Source organism: Vibrio gangliei (assembly GCF_026001925.1).
GTDB classification, from domain to species: Bacteria; Pseudomonadota; Gammaproteobacteria; order Enterobacterales; family Vibrionaceae; genus Vibrio; species Vibrio gangliei.
Genome location: NZ_AP021869.1, coordinates 536,407 through 553,940 on the forward strand (window position 1 = coordinate 536,407; position 17,534 = coordinate 553,940).

The 17,534-nt window shown below is 43.2% G+C and carries 17 protein-coding genes; 12 read left to right on the plus strand and 5 right to left on the minus strand.

Annotated features, from left to right (window positions below; translation table 11 throughout):
• Position 1 precedes the first annotated feature (1 nt).
• Positions 2–985: a homoserine kinase gene (thrB, locus tag Vgang_RS02430; protein ID WP_105902192.1), complete on the plus strand. Its 984-nt coding sequence runs from the start codon at positions 2–4 to the stop codon at positions 983–985.
• Positions 982–2,271: a threonine synthase gene (gene thrC, locus Vgang_RS02435; RefSeq protein ID WP_105902191.1), complete on the plus strand. Its 1,290-nt coding sequence runs from the start codon at positions 982–984 to the stop codon at positions 2,269–2,271. The genes thrB and thrC overlap by 4 nt, the downstream gene beginning before the upstream one ends.
• Before the next feature lie 115 nt (positions 2,272–2,386).
• On the opposite strand, the gene grcA is transcribed toward thrC, so the two are convergent.
• Positions 2,387–2,764: an autonomous glycyl radical cofactor GrcA gene (gene grcA, locus Vgang_RS02440; RefSeq protein ID WP_089139163.1), complete on the minus strand. Its 378-nt coding sequence runs from the start codon at positions 2,762–2,764 to the stop codon at positions 2,387–2,389.
• Between the two features lie 328 nt (positions 2,765–3,092).
• Between grcA and ung the strand changes: the two genes are divergently transcribed.
• Positions 3,093–3,788 carry a uracil-DNA glycosylase gene (gene ung / locus Vgang_RS02445; protein WP_211294031.1) on the plus strand — a complete coding sequence of 232 codons (696 nt, stop codon included), beginning with the start codon at positions 3,093–3,095 and terminating at the stop codon, positions 3,786–3,788.
• A 116-nt stretch (positions 3,789–3,904) separates the two neighbouring features.
• A complete protein-coding gene (locus Vgang_RS02450) occupies positions 3,905–4,441 on the plus strand; it encodes a hemerythrin domain-containing protein (RefSeq protein WP_105902190.1) in 537 nt (178 codons plus the stop codon).
• Between the two features lie 87 nt (positions 4,442–4,528).
• Here Vgang_RS02450 and Vgang_RS02455 read toward each other — a convergent pair whose 3' ends face one another.
• Positions 4,529–4,714, minus strand: a complete 186-nt coding sequence (locus tag Vgang_RS02455) for a DUF3545 family protein (RefSeq protein WP_105902189.1) — start codon at positions 4,712–4,714, stop codon at positions 4,529–4,531.
• Between the two features lie 700 nt (positions 4,715–5,414).
• Between Vgang_RS02455 and Vgang_RS02460 the strand changes: the two genes are divergently transcribed.
• Both Vgang_RS02460 and yaaA read left to right on the plus strand, forming a co-directional pair.
• Positions 5,415–6,842, plus strand: coding sequence for an alanine/glycine:cation symporter family protein (locus Vgang_RS02460; protein ID WP_105902188.1), 1,428 nt, complete (start codon positions 5,415–5,417; stop codon positions 6,840–6,842).
• A 98-nt stretch (positions 6,843–6,940) separates the two neighbouring features.
• Positions 6,941–7,717 (plus strand): peroxide stress protein YaaA, encoded by a 777-nt coding sequence (yaaA, locus tag Vgang_RS02465; protein WP_105902187.1) that lies wholly within the window; start codon positions 6,941–6,943, stop codon positions 7,715–7,717.
• A gap of 65 nt (positions 7,718–7,782) precedes the next feature.
• On the opposite strand, the gene srmB is transcribed toward yaaA, so the two are convergent.
• Positions 7,783–9,015 carry an ATP-dependent RNA helicase SrmB gene (gene srmB, locus Vgang_RS02470; protein ID WP_105902186.1) on the minus strand — a complete coding sequence of 411 codons (1,233 nt, stop codon included), beginning with the start codon at positions 9,013–9,015 and terminating at the stop codon, positions 7,783–7,785.
• 317 nt (positions 9,016–9,332) lie between these two features.
• On the minus strand, positions 9,333–10,040 hold the full coding sequence (locus tag Vgang_RS02475) for a tRNA1(Val) (adenine(37)-N6)-methyltransferase (protein ID WP_105902185.1): 708 nt from the start codon (positions 10,038–10,040) through the stop codon (positions 9,333–9,335).
• A gap of 290 nt (positions 10,041–10,330) precedes the next feature.
• On the opposite strand from Vgang_RS02475, the gene brnQ reads away from it, so the two are divergent.
• Positions 10,331–11,653 (plus strand): branched-chain amino acid transport system II carrier protein, encoded by a 1,323-nt coding sequence (brnQ, locus tag Vgang_RS02480; RefSeq protein ID WP_105902184.1) that lies wholly within the window; start codon positions 10,331–10,333, stop codon positions 11,651–11,653.
• A 110-nt stretch (positions 11,654–11,763) separates the two neighbouring features.
• Here the strand turns inward: brnQ and fldB are convergent, their stop codons facing one another.
• Positions 11,764–12,282 (minus strand): flavodoxin FldB, encoded by a 519-nt coding sequence (fldB, locus tag Vgang_RS02485; RefSeq protein ID WP_105902183.1) that lies wholly within the window; start codon positions 12,280–12,282, stop codon positions 11,764–11,766.
• A gap of 141 nt (positions 12,283–12,423) precedes the next feature.
• On the opposite strand from fldB, the gene xerD reads away from it, so the two are divergent.
• The 5 genes from xerD to prfB all read left to right on the plus strand — a co-directional run bounded on the left by xerD (position 12,424) and on the right by prfB (position 17,501).
• Positions 12,424–13,329, plus strand: coding sequence for a site-specific tyrosine recombinase XerD (xerD, locus tag Vgang_RS02490; RefSeq protein WP_211294029.1), 906 nt, complete (start codon positions 12,424–12,426; stop codon positions 13,327–13,329).
• A gap of 33 nt (positions 13,330–13,362) precedes the next feature.
• Positions 13,363–14,133 (plus strand): bifunctional protein-disulfide isomerase/oxidoreductase DsbC, encoded by a 771-nt coding sequence (gene dsbC / locus Vgang_RS02495; protein WP_105902182.1) that lies wholly within the window; start codon positions 13,363–13,365, stop codon positions 14,131–14,133.
• A complete protein-coding gene (yqfB, locus tag Vgang_RS02500; protein ID WP_105902181.1) occupies positions 14,133–14,462 on the plus strand; it encodes a N(4)-acetylcytidine aminohydrolase in 330 nt (109 codons plus the stop codon). The genes dsbC and yqfB overlap by 1 nt, the downstream gene beginning before the upstream one ends.
• Before the next feature lie 54 nt (positions 14,463–14,516).
• Positions 14,517–16,280 carry a single-stranded-DNA-specific exonuclease RecJ gene (gene recJ, locus Vgang_RS02505; RefSeq protein ID WP_105902180.1) on the plus strand — a complete coding sequence of 588 codons (1,764 nt, stop codon included), beginning with the start codon at positions 14,517–14,519 and terminating at the stop codon, positions 16,278–16,280.
• Positions 16,281–16,402: 122 nt separating this feature from the next.
• Positions 16,403–17,501, plus strand: a protein-coding gene (prfB, locus tag Vgang_RS02510; protein ID WP_105902179.1) for a peptide chain release factor 2 whose coding sequence is annotated in 2 segments (ribosomal slippage) — positions 16,403–16,477 and positions 16,479–17,501 — 1,098 coding nt in all. Because the reading frame shifts where the segments join, the coding sequence is not laid out codon by codon here.
• Positions 17,502–17,534 lie beyond the last annotated feature (33 nt).

The following is a 17,534-nucleotide window of genomic DNA, read 5'->3' on the forward strand; positions in this document are numbered from 1 at the left end:
TATGTCTTTATCTCAATCTGACCAGCCTCAAAGTGTTGCAGTGTATGCACCAGCGTCTATTGGTAATGTCAGTGTCGGCTTTGATGTTTTAGGCGCAGCGGTGTCACCGATTGACGGCACGTTATTGGGTGACCGCGTGTTGGTGAAATCGGGTTCGACAGCCTTTGATCTAAAAACGGCTGGCAGCTTTGTGGCTAAATTGCCAACGGATCCGAAAGAAAACATCGTTTACGATTGCTGGCTGGTGTTCGCTCGTGAGCTGGAAAAAAAGCATGTAGATTTACTGCCACTGGAAATGACGCTCGAGAAAAATATGCCGATTGGTTCAGGGCTTGGTTCAAGTGCTTGCTCGATTGTGGCGGCACTTGATGCACTAAACCGCTTCCATGGTCAGCCGCTTAATGAAATGGAGCTGCTTGCCTTAATGGGTGAGATGGAAGGCAAGATCTCAGGCGGCATTCATTATGATAACGTAGCGCCTTGTTACCTTGGTGGCTTGCAGTTAATGCTCGAAGAACTGGGCATTATCAGCCAAGAGGTGCCGTGTTTTGATGACTGGTATTGGGTTATGGCATATCCAGGGATTAAAGTCTCTACCGCGGAAGCGCGTGCCATCCTGCCATCGCAATACCGTCGTCAAGATATCATTGCGCATGGTCGCCACCTCGGTGGTTTTATTCATGCATGTCATTCAGGGCAACCGGAGTTGGCAGCAAAACTGATCAAAGATGTGATTGCTGAACCGTATCGTGAAAAACTGTTACCTGGTTTTGCTGATGCGCGTAAATATGCCATGTCAGCCGGCGCGTTAGCGTGTGGTATTTCAGGTTCAGGCCCGACGCTTTTTACCATTTGCAGTAAAAAAGATGTGGCAGAGCGTGTCGCACATTGGTTAAATGAACATTACATACAAAATGAAGAAGGTTTCGTGCATATTTGTCGTTTAGACAAGGAAGGTTCGAGAGTAACAGGAAGTGAATTATGAAGCTGTACAATATCAAAGAAAACGATGAACAAGTCTCGTTTGGCCAAGCCGTTCGCCAAGGGCTAGGACGTAACCAAGGTTTGTTCTTTCCTTCAGAGCTACCAAAATTTGAAGATATCGATGCGCTACTGGCGGAAGATTTCGTTAGTCGCAGCAGTAAAATTCTATCGGCGTTAATTGGTGATGAATTATCGCCTGATCAAGTGAATCAATTAGTTGAAGCCGCTTTCCAGTTTCCAGCACCGATTAAATCCGTCAAAGATGGCGTCTATGCATTAGAGTTGTTCCACGGCCCAACGTTAGCCTTTAAAGATTTCGGTGGTCGTTTTATGGCGCAATCTTTGGCGGCAGTAACCAGTGATAAAAATGAAAAAATCACGATTCTAACTGCTACGTCTGGTGATACTGGCGCAGCGGTAGCGCATGCTTTTTATGGTTTAGAGAACATCAATGTGGTGATCTTATATCCAAAAGGTAAGATCAGCCCACTGCAAGAAAAACTGTTCTGTACGCTAGGTGGTAACATTCATACCGTAGCTATCGATGGTGACTTTGATGCCTGCCAGGCGTTAGTGAAAAAAGCGTTTGATGATCAAGCTCTACGTGAAGAGATTGGTTTGAATTCCGCTAACTCAATTAACATCAGCCGTTTGATGGCGCAAATCTGCTACTACTTTGAAGCCGCTGCACAAATGACTAAGCAAGAACGCGACAACTTAGTGGTTTCCGTGCCAAGTGGTAACTTTGGTAACTTAACCGCAGGTCTGCTTGCTAAAGCGTTAGGTTTGCCTATCAAACGCTTTATCGCTGCGACCAATGCCAACGATACCGTGCCACGTTATCTGGAAACGGGCAAATGGGATCCAAAACCGACCATTGCGACCACGTCCAATGCAATGGATGTGAGCCAACCTAATAACTGGCCTCGTATTGAAGAGTTATGCCGCATTAAAGGTTGGGGCTTAGATACATTGGGTAAAGGCATGGTGACCGATGAACAAAGTGCTGCTTCTGTGGTGGAACTTAATGAGTTAGGTTACTTATGTGAACCACATGGCGCGATCGCATACCGCGTCTTGAACGAGCAATTACAAGCGGGTGAAACCGGTTTGTTCTTATGTACAGCCCATCCGGCTAAGTTTAAAGAAGTGGTGGACGAGATTTTAGGTTCTGATATCGAAGTCCCTGGGCCGCTAGCTAAGCACGGCGCGATGGAATTACTTTCTGAAGATCTACCCGCTGATTTTGAATTGTTGAAAGCGGTATTGAGAAAGGTGCAGAAGTAACGTTTCTCGAAAGCTCGATAATCAATGCTCGAAAAAAAGCTCAAAAGCAAATGCCTTTGAGCTTTTTTATTACTTCTTTTCCGAGTTACGAGAAACATTAACTCGAGAATTGATATTACATAGACTCAGTAAACGTACGAGCGATAACGTCGCGTTGTTGCTCAGCAGTTAGTGAGTTGAAACGTACTGCGTAACCAGAAACACGGATAGTTAGCTGTGGGTAGTTCTCTGGGTGTGCAACTGCATCTTCTAGAGTTTCACGAGAAAGAACGTTTACGTTTAGGTGTTGACCACCTTCGATACGTGGAGCAGTTTCAATTTTTACTTCACGGTACTCGATGTCACCTAGAGAATCAGCAGCGACAACTTGATCAGCTTCGAAGCCAGCTTCAGCGGCAACACAACGTGCTTCATTTTTTTCGCTATCTAGTAGCCAGATAGAGTTTAGTAGATCATCGTTTGCCGCTTTAGTAATTTGGATACCTTGGATCATGCCCATCTCCTTTCCACCTTAGTGGGTTAATATGATGTTCTATTCGAACGATTCGATGGTGGCATTATATACGCAATAACCACACAAACAAAATTGATTTAGGTCAATAAATTACGAAAATGAATTTTCATATTTGGTTTGTTTTTTTGTTTTAAATCAAGAAAGCCATAATAAACAAGGGTTTTCAGGGTTTTTTTGAATAAATCAAAAATAATTGAATTTGCAATAATGTTGTAATTTTACAACTAAAAAACATACGCCAAGGGATTTTTATTTAGTCAAACTCAGAGATACAATACGAGAAATCTTATTGGGAGTGACGACAATTATGCAATCATGGGCAGAGATCATCGGCAAAGAGAAACAGCAAGACTACTTTAAGCAGTTAGAGCAGTTTGTGGGTCAAGAACGCCAGTCAGGGAAAGTCATTTTTCCTCCTCAAGATCAGGTTTTTTCTGCATTTGAATACACCCCTTTTAATAACGTCAAAGTGGTGATTTTGGGACAAGACCCATACCACGGGCCAAATCAAGCGCATGGCTTGTCCTTTTCTGTTCAACCGGGTATTAAAACCCCGCCTTCTCTAGCCAATATGTATAAAGAGCTCGCTCAAGATATCGATGGCTTTATTATTCCTTCTCATGGTTATTTAGCCTCATGGGCTGAGCAAGGGGTGCTGCTGCTTAATACCGTATTGACTGTTGAACAAGGTAAAGCCCATTCTCATGCAAAGGCCGGTTGGGAGCGCTTTACTGATCAGATAATTGCAGAGCTCGACCGATGCCATCAAGGTTTAGTCTTTATGCTCTGGGGCGCTCATGCACAAAAAAAGGGAGCGAATATCGATAGCACTAAGCATTATATTTTGTCCGCCCCTCACCCATCACCTTTATCTGCTCATCGTGGTTTCTTTGGCTGTCGTCATTTTTCTCTCGCAAATGAAAAACTTATCGAGCAAGGACAATCTGCTATTAACTGGTCATCAGTGTGTGAAGAAACAGAAGCTCAGTTTTCACTATTATGATTTTGGTGGCATAAAATCGACATGAGCTATACTTTCTGGTGAATATTTGACCATAAACAAAAACACAAGCGTGGATACCGATTATGGTGGTATATCAAACTTGAGTAGGAGGGGTCATGCTAGGAGAGATAATCAGCCGAGAGCACAGCTATATGGTGCGCCTATTGGTGATATTGGACCAAAAATTAAACCGATTAAAGCAAGAGCAAAGCATCAATTATTTGATAGTTAACGACATAGTTAGCTATCTACAACGCCACTCAGAGCTCACTCATCATCCGAAGGAAGACTTAATATACGGCTATTTCATTGAGCATTATGGGCATGAGCATAAAATTGAAAATCTAGCCTTAGAGCATAAACAACTGAGTGAAACCACCCAAGAGTTTGCAGATTTATTGGCTATGGTATTACAAGATACGGTCGTGCCTAATGATGTATTTGCTCAGCATTTAAGTCACTTCATTCATCAACAAAAAAAGCACCTTGATTTTGAGGAGCGTGAAATTTTGCCGATCCTAAAGCAGAATTTTACTGAACAAGATTGGGAAGCAGTTGAAGCCTTGTGGGGGAGTGAAGACGTCGATCCACTATTTGGGCAGAATATTGAGAAGGAATATCAACGCTTATCTGAATTTATGAAGACTGACTAGAGCAATAGTCTTACTATGTAATGAAGCGAAGAACACACAAACAGGCACCTCTAGCGTGCCTGTTTCGTTTGATAATGAGATGAAAAACTAAAGTTCGATATCTTCTAGCTTGTAGTCACCAAAGTAGTCTAGTTCTTTTAATTCTTTTTGCAGTTGGCGTCGATCTTGGATGGCTTCGATTTCTCTCCACTTTCTTTTCACTGGTTTTGTTTTGCTTGTGCGACTAAGGCCAGGCTCCATTGCCATGATGTCTTCGAGTTGAAAGCTTTCCATATGTCATCCCTCTTTATTGACTATTCTGAATCCATTTCAGGATTTAATAGATACCACAAGTTTTATCAGGTTAACCTTGATGTATTTCTCATTTGTTTCCAAAAAATGAATCTTTGATGTCATTATGCTGTGAACGTCATAGTTTTTTATGTGGTTAATAAATAAGCAAGTGGAGAGGTTTTTATCTCAAAAAATGAAAAGAAAAAAGCGCCAAAATGTTTCATTTTTGTTAAATCGGTTGTGGGGTTGTTGGGATTCATGAGGCTGGGGTATTCTGTTTGGAAATGATTTAAATCATTTTGAAGCGATTTTATCATCAGACCTTATGTAGACTTGGTCTCGGCTTTGTAACACTCGGTTAACAACCCTGTATATTCGGTATTTTATTTCTCAAAAAATACAGTTAAATGTTTCCTTTTCATGTTAAAAAACAGCTTAAATATACCGAAAACTTTATCTTTGATAGCGTAATAATGCATAACTATGAATAAATTTTGATATTGATTTTTGCTTCATAGCCCTGCATTATCCTGCCGGCATTAAATTGCATGGTGCTCAAAATGAGTAATAATTGATGCATTTTGATGCGCCTTGACTGTTCAAACTATACTAAAACTTACAAATTTAATTGGACAGACAAGGCATGAGGGAGCTCGCAATTTTGCGAGGGTAAATTAATCATAATTTAGGTGAGGTTTGCGTGACGGATCTAATTGCTTTATTAAACGATCTTCTTTGGGGATCGATTCTTGTTTATTTATTGGTTGGTGTCGGAATTTACTTCACACTACGTTTGGGCTTTATCCAGTTCCGCCATTTTACTCATACATTTTCAGTGCTTAAAAATAGCCGTAAAGCGGATGAGTCAGGTATCTCTTCTTTCCAAGCATTTTGTACCAGTCTAGCAGCACGTGTCGGTACAGGTAACATGGCGGGTGTGGCTGTGGCACTGACGGTCGGTGGCCCTGGTGCTATTTTCTGGATGTGGCTGATTGCTATGATTGGTATGGCAACGGCATTCGCAGAAAGTACACTGGCTCAGCTTTATAAAACCAAAGGTAGCGATGGCAACTATATTGGTGGCCCAGCTTACTACATGGAAAAAGGCCTAGGTATGCGTTGGATGGGGATTTTATTCTCTATCTTCTTGATTATCGCCTTTGGTCTGGTTTTTAACGCCGTTCAATCGAACTCAATTGCTGATGCAATGCATACGGCATTTAACTGGAACAAAGCCATGGTTGGTGGTGTTTTAGTTGTTCTATCTGGTTTTGTTATCTTCGGCGGCATTCGTAAGATTGCACGTACAGCTGAAATATTAGTGCCTATCATGGCGATCTTCTACTTGATTCTTGCAGTTATCGTTATCTTGATGAACCTGGATAAAGTACCAGGAGCCTTGTCTCTTATCTTCAAGAGCGCGTTCGGTTTACAAGAAGCCGCAGCCGGTGGTGTAGGCTATGCGGTAATGAATGCTATTAAAACCGGTGTGGCTCGTGGTTTGTTCTCGAACGAAGCCGGTATGGGTTCTGCGCCAAACGCAGCCGCGGCCGCGACGCCTTATCCGCCGCACCCTGCGTCACAAGGTTATGTGCAAATGTTAGGTGTGTTTGTTGATACACTTGTTATTTGTACGGCAACGGTATCTATCATTTTGCTCTCTGGTGAATATGTACCACACGGTGAAGTGACCGGTATTATCTTGACGCAAAACGCGTTGAGCTCACAAGTAGGTGAGTGGGGTAAAACCTTCGTTGCTATCGCGATTTTCTTCTTCGCGTTTACCTCAATCATTGCGAATTACTCTTATGCAGAAGGTAACATCGTGTTTATCTTCAAAAAATCACGTCATGCGAAAAACATTTTCCGCGTTATCGTGCTTGGTATGGTGATGTTTGGTTCAATGGCAACACTACCAACCGTTTGGTCTTTAGCGGATGCTTTTATGGGCTTAATGGCGATTGTGAACTTAGTGGCCATTTTATTGTTGTCTGGCATCGTGATTAAACTAGCCAAAGATTACAATAAGCAATTGGATGAAGGTAAAGTACCGACGTTCCATGCTGAAGATTTCCCAGAACTGCATTCTCAAATCGAAGAAGGCGTTTGGGGTAAAAAAGACAGCTAATTGTTTCTAAGAATTAAAGCGATTGAAAAAGCCATACAGAGATGTATGGCTTTTTTGTTATACTCGAAAATAATTATTTCAGAATGAATGGATTGAATATGCTGATATTGGTTTCTCCTGCAAAAACGTTAGATTATGAATCTGAGCTACCGACTCAAAAGCACACTCTTCCTGAATTGACTGATCACTCGGCTGAGTTGATTGAGGTGTGTCGTAAACTCACTCCGGAAGACATCGCTAGCTTGATGAAAGTGAGTGATAAGATCGCAGGTTTGAATGTGGCGCGTTTTGCGCAATGGACACCAGAATTTAACTTTGAAAATGCACGTCAGGCGATCTTTGCTTTTAAAGGCGATGTGTATACAGGGCTAGATGCGGCGAGTTTATCTCAAGCCGATATTGACTATGCTCAGTCCCATTTGCGGATGTTGTCAGGTTTGTATGGGCTATTAAAGCCATTAGATTTGATGCAACCTTATCGCTTAGAAATGGGCACTAAGTTGGACAACCCGCGTGGGAGCAATTTATACCAGTTCTGGGGCGACATAGTGACGAATAAAGTCAATGAGGCGCTGCAAGCTCAAGGAGATGACTGCCTCATTAACCTTGCCTCTAACGAGTACTTCAAGTCGGTCAAAACCGCTAAAGTAAAAGGGACAATCATTACGCCGGTTTTTAAAGATTGTAAGAATGGCAACTACAAAGTCATCAGTTTTTACGCTAAAAAAGCGCGTGGCATGATGGCTCGTTATATTATTGAGAACCGTGTAGATAGCCTAGATAAGTTGAAAGCGTTCGATACCGCTGGCTATTATTTTGTTCCTGCGGAATCAAGCGAGACGGAATTAGTCTTTAAGCGTGAAGAACAAAATTAGTTGTTTTGGTTTAACAGATAATAAAAAAGGAGCGATGATCGCTCCTTTTTCGTTTTCGATTTATATTATTTCTTCTTACCGGCTTTTTTCTTCACCGCTGGTTTTTTCTTCGAATCTGCAGACTTTTTCTTCTTTTTCTTGAAGGTCGGCTTTTTGCTCTGAGGGCGCAGCTCTTTGATATAGCGTTCTTTGATCTCGTCTTTGGTGTAACGCATCACGCGTTCGATCATCGGTTGATCATGCGCTTCAACAATAGAGATTGCGCTGCCTTTTTTGCCAGCACGGGCGGTACGTCCGATGCGATGTAAATAGACATCTGCGGTACGCGGCATGTCGTAGTTAATGACATGGCTAACATCAGGCAAATCAATACCACGCGCAGCGACGTCGGTGGCGATCAGTACGTTTACTTCACCGTCACGGAAACGTTGAATGGCATTGTTACGACGATCTTGCGGCATTTCGCCTTGGATCCAAGAGCAGACAATTTGTGCACTCTCTAATTGTCCACGTAACTCCGCTAAGCGTTCACGAGTTTTCACAAAGATGATGCTGCGTTCGGCTTGTTCTGCCAAGATGGCCTTTAATAACGCCAGTTTGTGCTCTGCATCGTCAGCGCGGTGGTACCACTGAGTGATTTTCTTACGCTCACGACGAGAAGGATCGGCTTCTACTTTGACTGGGTTTTTCAATAGATCCGCAGTAAAACCTTCAACGCCACGGCCTTCTAAGGTTGCAGAGAAGAGAAGCGTCTGTTTACGCCAGCGACATTCTGCTGATAGGCGATCCACGACGGGACCAAAACCCATATCCAACATGCGATCCGCTTCATCTAAGATCAGCCATTCAATCGCGCGACAATCGAAACGTTCCGCTTCAATGTATTCCATTAAGCGGCCTGGAGTGGCAACTACGATATCTTGGGTCGTACCTAAGATGTCGGCGTGTTCTTGATACATCACACCGCCAGTAATGGTGAAGATGTTGAGATTGGTATTTTTTGCCAGTGCACGAGCCTGGTCGGCCACTTGCATCGCAAGCTCACGAGTCGGGGTTAAAATCAACACTCGAGCAGGGCCAGCTTTCTTACGTGGAAAATCTTGTAAATATTGCAATGCAGGTAAAACGAAAGCGGCAGTTTTGCCTGTGCCTGTCGGAGCAGACGCTAACACATCTTTGCCATCAAGCGCTTGTGGAATGGCATCCGCTTGAATTTGAGTCGGGCGTTCAAAGCCCATTTCTTCAATGGCTTCAATTAAGTTTTGGTCTAGATCGAGTTCAGCAAAAGTTCTGATCACGTTATGTCTCCGATAATCACCTAAGGTCAATCGACTCTAGGCTTTAGCGTTATACCAATCGTACTAATTATCTGCTCATTCTTACTTGTTAAAATGCTTGATAACTGCGTTTAAAATTTTGATTGTAGAGCAACTACTTATCGAGAATTTTCGCCTTGTTCTCAAGCCTTTTTCCTACGCAATTTATGACCATCTAATTAGCGTGATTGGTGTATTAAAAAAACAAACCTTGTTGTAGTGAGCAAGGTTGATTAAAACGGTCGCGCATTATACTGCAAGATCCTCATTTCAGCGAGCGATCTATTCGTTTTATCGCATTACATTTTGAGGTAAAAATCGCGCGTTAAGCGGATAAATTCTGCGCTATAACCAGCATTTTGATGAATGGTTAAGTGTGACTGGGCTGTGGTGCACGGATTTTTCACCAATGTGAAGAGTAGTCGATATGCAGGTTTTCGCTCGGTTGTATTAACAAAACAAAGACGCTCAACATACCACCCCTGTTGTTGAGCCATCTCGATAAAGGCTTTGCCTTCGGCGTTGGGCAAAATAAAACTCGCACAGCCACATGAGTTCAATAAGCGTTGGCAAGTGGATAACAACGCCTGATGAGACAGCGAGTGAGTGTGTCTTGCCATCGCTCTGGCTTGCCTATTGGACGTTTCACCAGAATTAAAATAAGGAGGGTTGCATACAATATGCTCAAAAGTATGAGGGGACGAGTAGGTTTGTATATCCGCTTGATGTACTTCGATTCGATTAGCCCATGGGCTTTGCTCCACGTTTTTACGCGCAGCGGTTATCGCCTCTGAATCGAGATCAATTGCCGTGATATGGCTAGTTTCAGTTCGTTGTGCGCACATTAAAGCCAGCAGTCCAGTTCCAGTACCTATATCGAGAATAGAACCGTCATCGGTGAGTTTCGCCCAAGCGCCAAGCAGGATGCCATCCGTGCTGACAGCCATGCCAGAGTGTCCTCCGGTGATAGAGAATTGTTTTAGGTGGAAATCTTTGGTTGTATTCATTTTTGGAGCTCTTGTTGGGCTAAGTCACTGATTTTTGTTTTTATGGTGGTTTTTTATTCTACTTTAATGTCTGAATGTTTTAATTTTGTTAAGTGAATAATTTTATTTATTTTGTGTTCATGTAGTTATTACGACTATTTTTATGTCGATTTTTGGTTACATTGTAGTGTTTTGTTGCCCTTTGCTTGCGTAATGAAATTGTTTTCTTCATTATCTAGCGTTCATTAATAGGGTGGAGTTTTATGTTTTACCCTTACTCCGATGTACTACTATTATATTAAGGGTTTGTTTTGGACCAAAAGTTAAAATTAACCGATATCTGGGCATTAGGTTTTATGTTATTCGCCTTTTTCCTGGGAGCCGGTAACATCATTTTCCCACCACTAGCGGGGCAATTGGCGGGAGAGGAAGTGTACTCTACAATGCTAGGTTTTCTTAGCACTGCCGTTGGTCTGCCTTTACTTGGTATTATTGCGATTGCTTTAGTCGGCGGTGGTTGGGATAAACTGACGCAAGATCTACCAAAAACCGCTTCGACAGTCGTTGCTGTTTTATTCTTCATTATTATTGGCCCTGCTTTTGCTGCACCTCGTACTGGTCTTGTGGCTTATGAGATGGGACTTAAACCTTTCATTGCGGAACCCACACAACTGCATTTGACGGTATTTTCTATTACCTTTTTCGTCATTGCGATGTGCTTTGCTTGGTCACAAGGCAAATTATTGGATGTGATTGGCAAGGTATTAACGCCAGTGCTTTTCTTAGGTCTACTGAGCTTGTCTGTGATGGTATTTTTAAACCCGCAAGGTGACATTATTGCAGCGCAAGCTAATTATGCATCACAGCCATTTAGTACCGGCTTCTTAGATGGTTACAACACCATGGACACCTTTGCTGCCTTAATGTTTGGTACTTTAATTATTGAAGCGTTGCGTGGGAAAAGCATTACCGAAAAACGTGCTGTCACTCGTTATGTTACCTATGCTGCTTTTATTGCTGCAGGTGGTTTAGCATTGGTGTATGTGTCTTTATTCTACTTAGGGGCAACCAGTAATAGTATTGCCGCTGGATTGGATAACGGTGGTGCGATTTTAAGTGTGTATGTACAAGCACTATTTGGTACTGAAGGCCAGTTAGTATTGACTACTATTGTTTTACTGGCGTGCTTAACCACGTCAATTGGTTTGATTTCAGCTTGTGCAGATTACTTTAGTTCACTTTCACCTTTGAGCTATAAAGCATGGGTATTGATTGTTGGTTGCGTGTGTGCGTTAGTGGCCAATGTTGGCTTAACTCAACTGATTGCATTATCGGTACCGGTTTTGTTTGCGCTGTATCCAGTCGCCATTGCCATTGTTCTTCTGACTTTAGTGCGCTCACGTCTACCAAACCGTGCGCTTGCTTATCGTGTCGTGGTGTGCATTTCTCTCATGTTTGCTTTGATTGATGCGGCTAAAGCGTTGAATATGGACATGAGCTTGTTTAACTTCTTACCGTTATTTGATTACGGTATGGCGTGGATGTTACCAACGATTGCCGCGATTGCTGCGATGCTGTTTGCGCCAAAAGTGCAACAAGAGCCTGCTGTTGAGTTAAAGGAAGACTTAGCTTAATTCTGGCTATTCGTTGCAAACCTAAGCAATGAATTGATGAAATAAGAAAGGCTGAATGAAACGTATCATTCAGCTTTTTTCTTTTTATATCAGTTTTATTGAGTGTGGACTCACAAGCTATCGTGGTATTCCACTAAGATCTGTTCACACCAAGTGGCAATGCGCTCATCGCTGAGTTCGTATTGTGAATCTTCATCTAACGCTAAACCGACAAAGTGGCTTTTGTCTGCGGTTAAGGCTTTTGACTTTTCGAACTCGTAACCTTGATTTGGCCAATAACCGAGAACATTAACCCCCGTCGGGAGTAGCTCGTCGTGCAGCATCCCCATCGCATCGAGAAACCATTCGCCATAGCCTTCTTGATCGCCGAGTCCGAATAAAGCGACGTACTTGCCGTTTAGAGATAGACCATCGAGTTGCTGCCATACTGCACTCCAATCTTCTTGAATCTCACCGAAATCCCAAGTTGAAATTCCTAAAATCAGAAAATCATAATCTTGCATCGTTGAAACCGGGGTGTCTTTCACATTATAGATGTCGACTAACTCTTCACCGATGATAGCGCGAATTTTCTCTGATGCCATTTCTGTATAACAGGTGCTTGAACCGTAGAATAAACCAATCTTCATAACTTACTTTGAACGTTTGATTAACTTTGGTGGGTATTGTAGCGAGAATGAGGGTGGCTTGATAGTTTTGCCGAAAATTGGTGGCAATTATAGGTGGGCTACCGTACGATCAACGCAAGTTTTCTTTAAAGTGAGTGTGCTGTGGCTGTGAATCAATCGGAATTAGCGTTAGTAGAACGTTTTTTAGATGCGATTTGGCTTGAGAAAGGTTTATCGGAAAACACACTGCAATCGTACCGTCATGATTTGGATAAACTGGCGCTATGGCTTGGTGAAAATGGGCTTTCTTTAATCACCCTCAGCGCTTTTGATTTGCAGGCTTATCAAGCGTGGCTCGTTGATAAAGCGTATAAGCAAACTTCGCGTGCCAGAATGTTGTCGGCAATTCGGCGCCTATTCCAATATTTGCACCGTGAGAAACTGCGTGACGATGATCCAAGCGCGCTGCTGGTTGCCCCCAAACTGCCAAAGCGTTTACCCAAAGATTTATCTGAACAGCAAGTCGATGCTTTGCTTGAAGCGCCGATCGTGGAAGACCCGCTTGAGCTGCGCGATAAAGCCATGCTGGAGCTGTTATATGCAACCGGTTTACGTGTCACCGAGCTGGTTAGCTTAACCATGGAAAACATGAGCTTGCGCCAAGGTGTAGTGCGTGTGATGGGTAAAGGGGGCAAAGAGCGTTTGGTGCCGATGGGGGAAAATGCCATTGAATGGATCGAAACCTATCTAGAGCAAGGTCGCCCGGCGTTATTAGGTGAGAAAAGTTCCGATGTGGTGTTTCCAAGTAAACGAGCCAAACAAATGACGCGCCAAACCTTTTGGCATCGAATTAAATTTTACGCCCAACATGCGGGTATTGATTCGGAAGCACTGTCACCGCACGTATTGCGTCATGCTTTTGCCACACATTTATTAAATCACGGCGCGGATCTCAGGGTAGTCCAAATGCTGCTTGGTCATAGTGACTTATCCACCACACAAATTTATACTCATGTAGCAACAGAACGATTAAAACAAATCCATCATGAACATCACCCTCGCGCGTGAGGAAAGGTTCTTTTTGCATTTTTAAGGAATGTTATGCATTTATTTTCTTTGGCTAAGCGATTCAGCCGTTCTTTTTCAGCTTTTAGATTTAAAAGTGTGCTTGCTTGTGGTTTCGCTTTGCTCAGTTTTCATAGCTATGCAGCGGGCGCCAATAAGGAAGAGATCAGTGCCCGTTTTATCAACCTTGGCATTATGGTGACCGACGTTGCCGCTTCTCCTATTAATGGTTTATATGAAGTGACTACGAATCAGGGGCTTTTTTACGCTTCTGAAAACGGTGATTTCTTTATTCAAGGCAAAATGTACAGCTTAGATAAACAAGGTAACTTTACTGATTTGCTCGCTAAAAAATACGCTAAAGACATTGAGAAGTTTGCCGATGATATGATCATCTACAAAGCAAAAGATGAAAAGTATGTGGTGACGGTCTTTACTGATATTACCTGTGGTTACTGCGTAAAACTGCACAAAGAAATGCAGAAATATAACGATGCTGGGATTACCGTTCGCTACATGGCATACCCGCGTCAAGGGCCAAAAGGCGAAGTGGCGGATGCTATGGCGAAAGTATGGTGTGCGGATGATCGTAAGAAAGCATTAGATGATGTGAAGATTAATCGTCGCTTTGATTTTGACTCTAAAAACTTGCCAACATGCCAAAAAATGATTGCAGACCAATATGCGTTTGGTGCGCAACTGGGCATTAGTGGTACGCCTGCTATTTTGCTGTCTAATGGAAGGCTAGTGGGTGGTTACTTACCTGCAAGCGATTTATTAGAAGCATTAAAAGCAGAAAACCTATAATGAAGCCTGCTCAAACTGCACCAACAGAAATGACCTTTTTTGCCCGTTTTGAATCCGATATTCTGGCGGGCAAAAAGACCATTACCATTCGTGATGAATCGGAGAGTCATTATGTGCCGGGCTCGGTGGTTAACGTCTCAACCTTAGAAGAAGGGCGAGCGTTTTGCCGTTTAAAGATTCTTGCCGTGACACCGCTCCGTTATTCTCAACTTAATGACTTTCACGCGCAGCAAGAGAATATGACCTTGCCGCAGCTTAAATCGGTCATTGAAGATATTTATCCCGGGCAAGAGTATTTGTACTTGATCGAGTATCAACTTGTTTCTTAGTCGCCTGTTTCAAGGTTTCATTACTGTTTAATGATTTAACTGTATAAGATTATTATGACCACCATTTCCCGCCGTCCTGATGTTGACCTTTCCCTTTTGCCAGATTCGGTCCCAGCTCTGCTACGTCGAATTTACATTAATCGAAAAATTACTGATGTCAGCCAGTTAGAAAAAGGAGCTAAGGGGCTGCATTCTTACCAAGCTTTACATGGTATCTCAAATGCTGTTCATTTGCTTTTTCAAGCCATTAAAGAACAGCAGCGCATTATTGTGGTTGGTGATTTTGATGCGGATGGGGCAACCAGTTCGGCGTTATCCGTCTTGGCAATTCGTATGTTGGGCAGCAGTAATGTCGATTATTTGGTGCCGAATCGATTTGAAGATGGTTACGGTCTTAGCCCTGAAGTGGTGGATCAAGCGATTGAACGTGGCGCGCAAGTGATTATGACGGTGGATAATGGTGTGTCATCGATTGAAGGCGTCAAATACGCCAAACAAAATGGTTTGATGGTGATTGTGACCGACCATCACTTGCCCGGCAGTGTATTGCCAGAAGCGGATGCCATGGTCAATCCCAATTTACAGCAATGTGCATTTCCATCTAAAGCGTTGGCAGGCGTTGGCGTCGCATTTTATTTGATGTTGGCACTGCGTGCTGAAATGCGGGCGCAAGGTTGGTTTGCTGAGCAGCAGATCCCTGAGCCGAATTTAGCTGAGTTACTCGATTTAGTGGCGCTTGGTACGGTCGCTGACGTCGTACCACTGGACGATAATAACCGTATTTTAGTGCATCAAGGTTTGCAGCGTATTCGTGCTGGTAAAGCACGTCCGGGTATTGCGGCGTTAATTGAAGTGGCAAAACGGGATGCGAAACGTTTAGTGGCAGCGGATTTTGGTTTTGCGTTAGGGCCAAGAATTAATGCCGCAGGTCGTTTGGAAGATATGTCGTTTGGGGTTGAGTTGTTATTGTGCAATAACATTCATGCCGCACGTCGTATGGCGAGTGAATTGGATGGTTTAAATCAAATGCGTCGCGAAATTGAGCAAGGCATGAAACAAGAAGCGATGGCATTTTGTGAACGCATGCTGAATGCAGGAGGAGGTTTAGCTAATAAGTCTGCTCTACCGTATGGTTTAACCTTATTCCAAGCTGATTGGCATCAAGGCGTGATTGGTATTTTAGCCTCGCGTATTAAAGATGAGTTCCATCGTCCCGTGATTGCGTTTGCAGATGGTGGTGAATTAGCCGATGGACAAGGCTCGTTAAAAGGCTCTTGTCGCTCGATTCCTGGCTTACACATGCGCGATGTACTGGATAAGATTGATACCTTGAACCCTGGCATTATCGTCAAATTTGGTGGCCATGCCATGGCAGCAGGACTCACCATTTACCAGAATAAATTTGAATTGTTTTCTAAACTGTTTGATCAAGCAGTGCGAGAAGAGCTGGATGAATCGGCATTAGAAGGCGTGTTGCTTTCTGATGGCGAACTGATGCCAGAAGAGTTTTCTATGCACACGGCGGAATTATTGCGTGCCGGTGGCCCATGGGGACAAGCGTTTCCTGAACCATTATTTGATGGTGAATTTAAACTCTTGCATCAAAAGCTGGTGGGCGAAAAACACTTAAAAGTCATGCTTGAACCGCTGTTTAAAGGTCATTCAACCGGCATTATGGTCGACGGGATTGCATTTAATGTTGATTTGCGTCGTTGGCCGGATGCCTCAGTCAAAACGGTGCGTTTAGCTTATAAGCTCGATATTAATGAATTTCGTGGTAATCAATCGCTGCAATTGATGATTGAGCATATGGAATAAAGATGACTATTCGACGCGAAGAAGTTAGAAAACACCTGTATATTCGGCGTTTATTTAGGTAGAATTCTGCGCCTATATACGTATAAGAAATACCCAATCTCTTAAATAAGCGATGAACCAACATGTTTGAAATCAATCCTATTAAATATCGCCTGCAGGACGTTGCTGAACGCACCAATGTTCTGAGGGGGTACCTTTGACTACGATGCTAAGAAAGAGCGTCTAGAAGAAGTCAATGCCGAGCTAGAACAACCGGATGTGTGGAACGAACCTGAGCGCGCTCAAGCCTTAGGTAAAGAACGTTCTGCATTAGAAGCGGTGGTGGAAACCATCGATCAGCTGGATCAAGGTTGTGATGACGTTGAGGGTTTATTAGAGCTTGCCGTCGAAGAGCAAGATCAAGAAACCTTTGATGAGATTGAACCGGAACTTGCCGACCTTGAAGCCAAACTCGAGCAACTTGAGTTTCGTCGTATGTTCTCTGGTGATCATGATGCGTCTGATTGTTATATCGACTTACAGTCAGGCTCTGGCGGTACTGAAGCTCAGGATTGGACTTCAATGATGCTGCGCATGTATTTGCGTTGGGCAGAAGCAAAAGGCTTTAAAACCGAAGTGATCGAAGTGTCAGAAGGTGACGTGGCGGGTTTGAAATCAGCAACGGTACGAATTTCAGGTGAATACGCATATGGTTGGTTACGCACTGAAACTGGCGTGCATCGCTTAGTTCGTAAATCACCGTTTGATTCAGGTGGCCGTCGCCATACCTCATTTGCTTCAGCGTTTATTTACCCTGAGATTGACGACAATATTGACATTGAAATTAACCCAGCGGATCTACGTATTGATGTATACCGTGCGTCGGGCGCAGGTGGTCAGCACGTCAACACCACTGAATCGGCGGTTCGTATTACTCACGTTCCAACCAATATCGTGGTGCAATGTCAGAACGATCGTTCGCAACATAAAAACAAAGATCAAGCAATGAAACAGCTTCGTGCGAAATTGTTTGAGTTTGAATTGCAAAAGCAAAACGCCGAAAAACAAGCCAACGAAGATGCGAAATCTGACATTGGTTGGGGCAGCCAAATTCGTTCGTACGTATTAGATGATTCTCGTATTAAAGATCTACGTACTGGCGTTGAAAACCGCAACACTCAAGCGGTACTGGATGGCGATCTTGACAAGTTTATTGAAGCAAGTTTGAAATCTGGCTTATAAGTCGATTAATACTCACTTGCAGCAACATAATTT

Bases quoted from the DNA above. Each gene is read 5' to 3' on its own strand.
- Vgang_RS02455 (WP_105902189.1), bottom strand. From the start codon at position 4,714: ATGGAAAGCTTTCAACTCGAAGACATCATGGCAATGGAGCCTGGCCTT.
- thrC (WP_105902191.1), top strand. From the start codon at position 982: ATGAAGCTGTACAATATCAAAGAAAACGATGAACAAGTCTCGTTTGGC.
- recJ (WP_105902180.1), top strand. From the start codon at position 14,517: ATGACCACCATTTCCCGCCGTCCTGATGTTGACCTTTCCCTTTTGCCA.
- fldB (WP_105902183.1), bottom strand. From the start codon at position 12,282: ATGAAGATTGGTTTATTCTACGGTTCAAGCACCTGTTATACAGAAATG.
- ung (WP_211294031.1), top strand. From the start codon at position 3,093: ATGCAATCATGGGCAGAGATCATCGGCAAAGAGAAACAGCAAGACTAC.
- thrB (WP_105902192.1), top strand. From the start codon at position 2: ATGTCTTTATCTCAATCTGACCAGCCTCAAAGTGTTGCAGTGTATGCA.
- grcA (WP_089139163.1), bottom strand. From the start codon at position 2,764: ATGATCCAAGGTATCCAAATTACTAAAGCGGCAAACGATGATCTACTA.
- dsbC (WP_105902182.1), top strand. From the start codon at position 13,363: ATGCATTTATTTTCTTTGGCTAAGCGATTCAGCCGTTCTTTTTCAGCT.
- yaaA (WP_105902187.1), top strand. From the start codon at position 6,941: ATGCTGATATTGGTTTCTCCTGCAAAAACGTTAGATTATGAATCTGAG.
- yqfB (WP_105902181.1), top strand. From the start codon at position 14,133: ATGAAGCCTGCTCAAACTGCACCAACAGAAATGACCTTTTTTGCCCGT.
- Vgang_RS02475 (WP_105902185.1), bottom strand. From the start codon at position 10,040: ATGAATACAACCAAAGATTTCCACCTAAAACAATTCTCTATCACCGGA.
- Vgang_RS02450 (WP_105902190.1), top strand. From the start codon at position 3,905: ATGCTAGGAGAGATAATCAGCCGAGAGCACAGCTATATGGTGCGCCTA.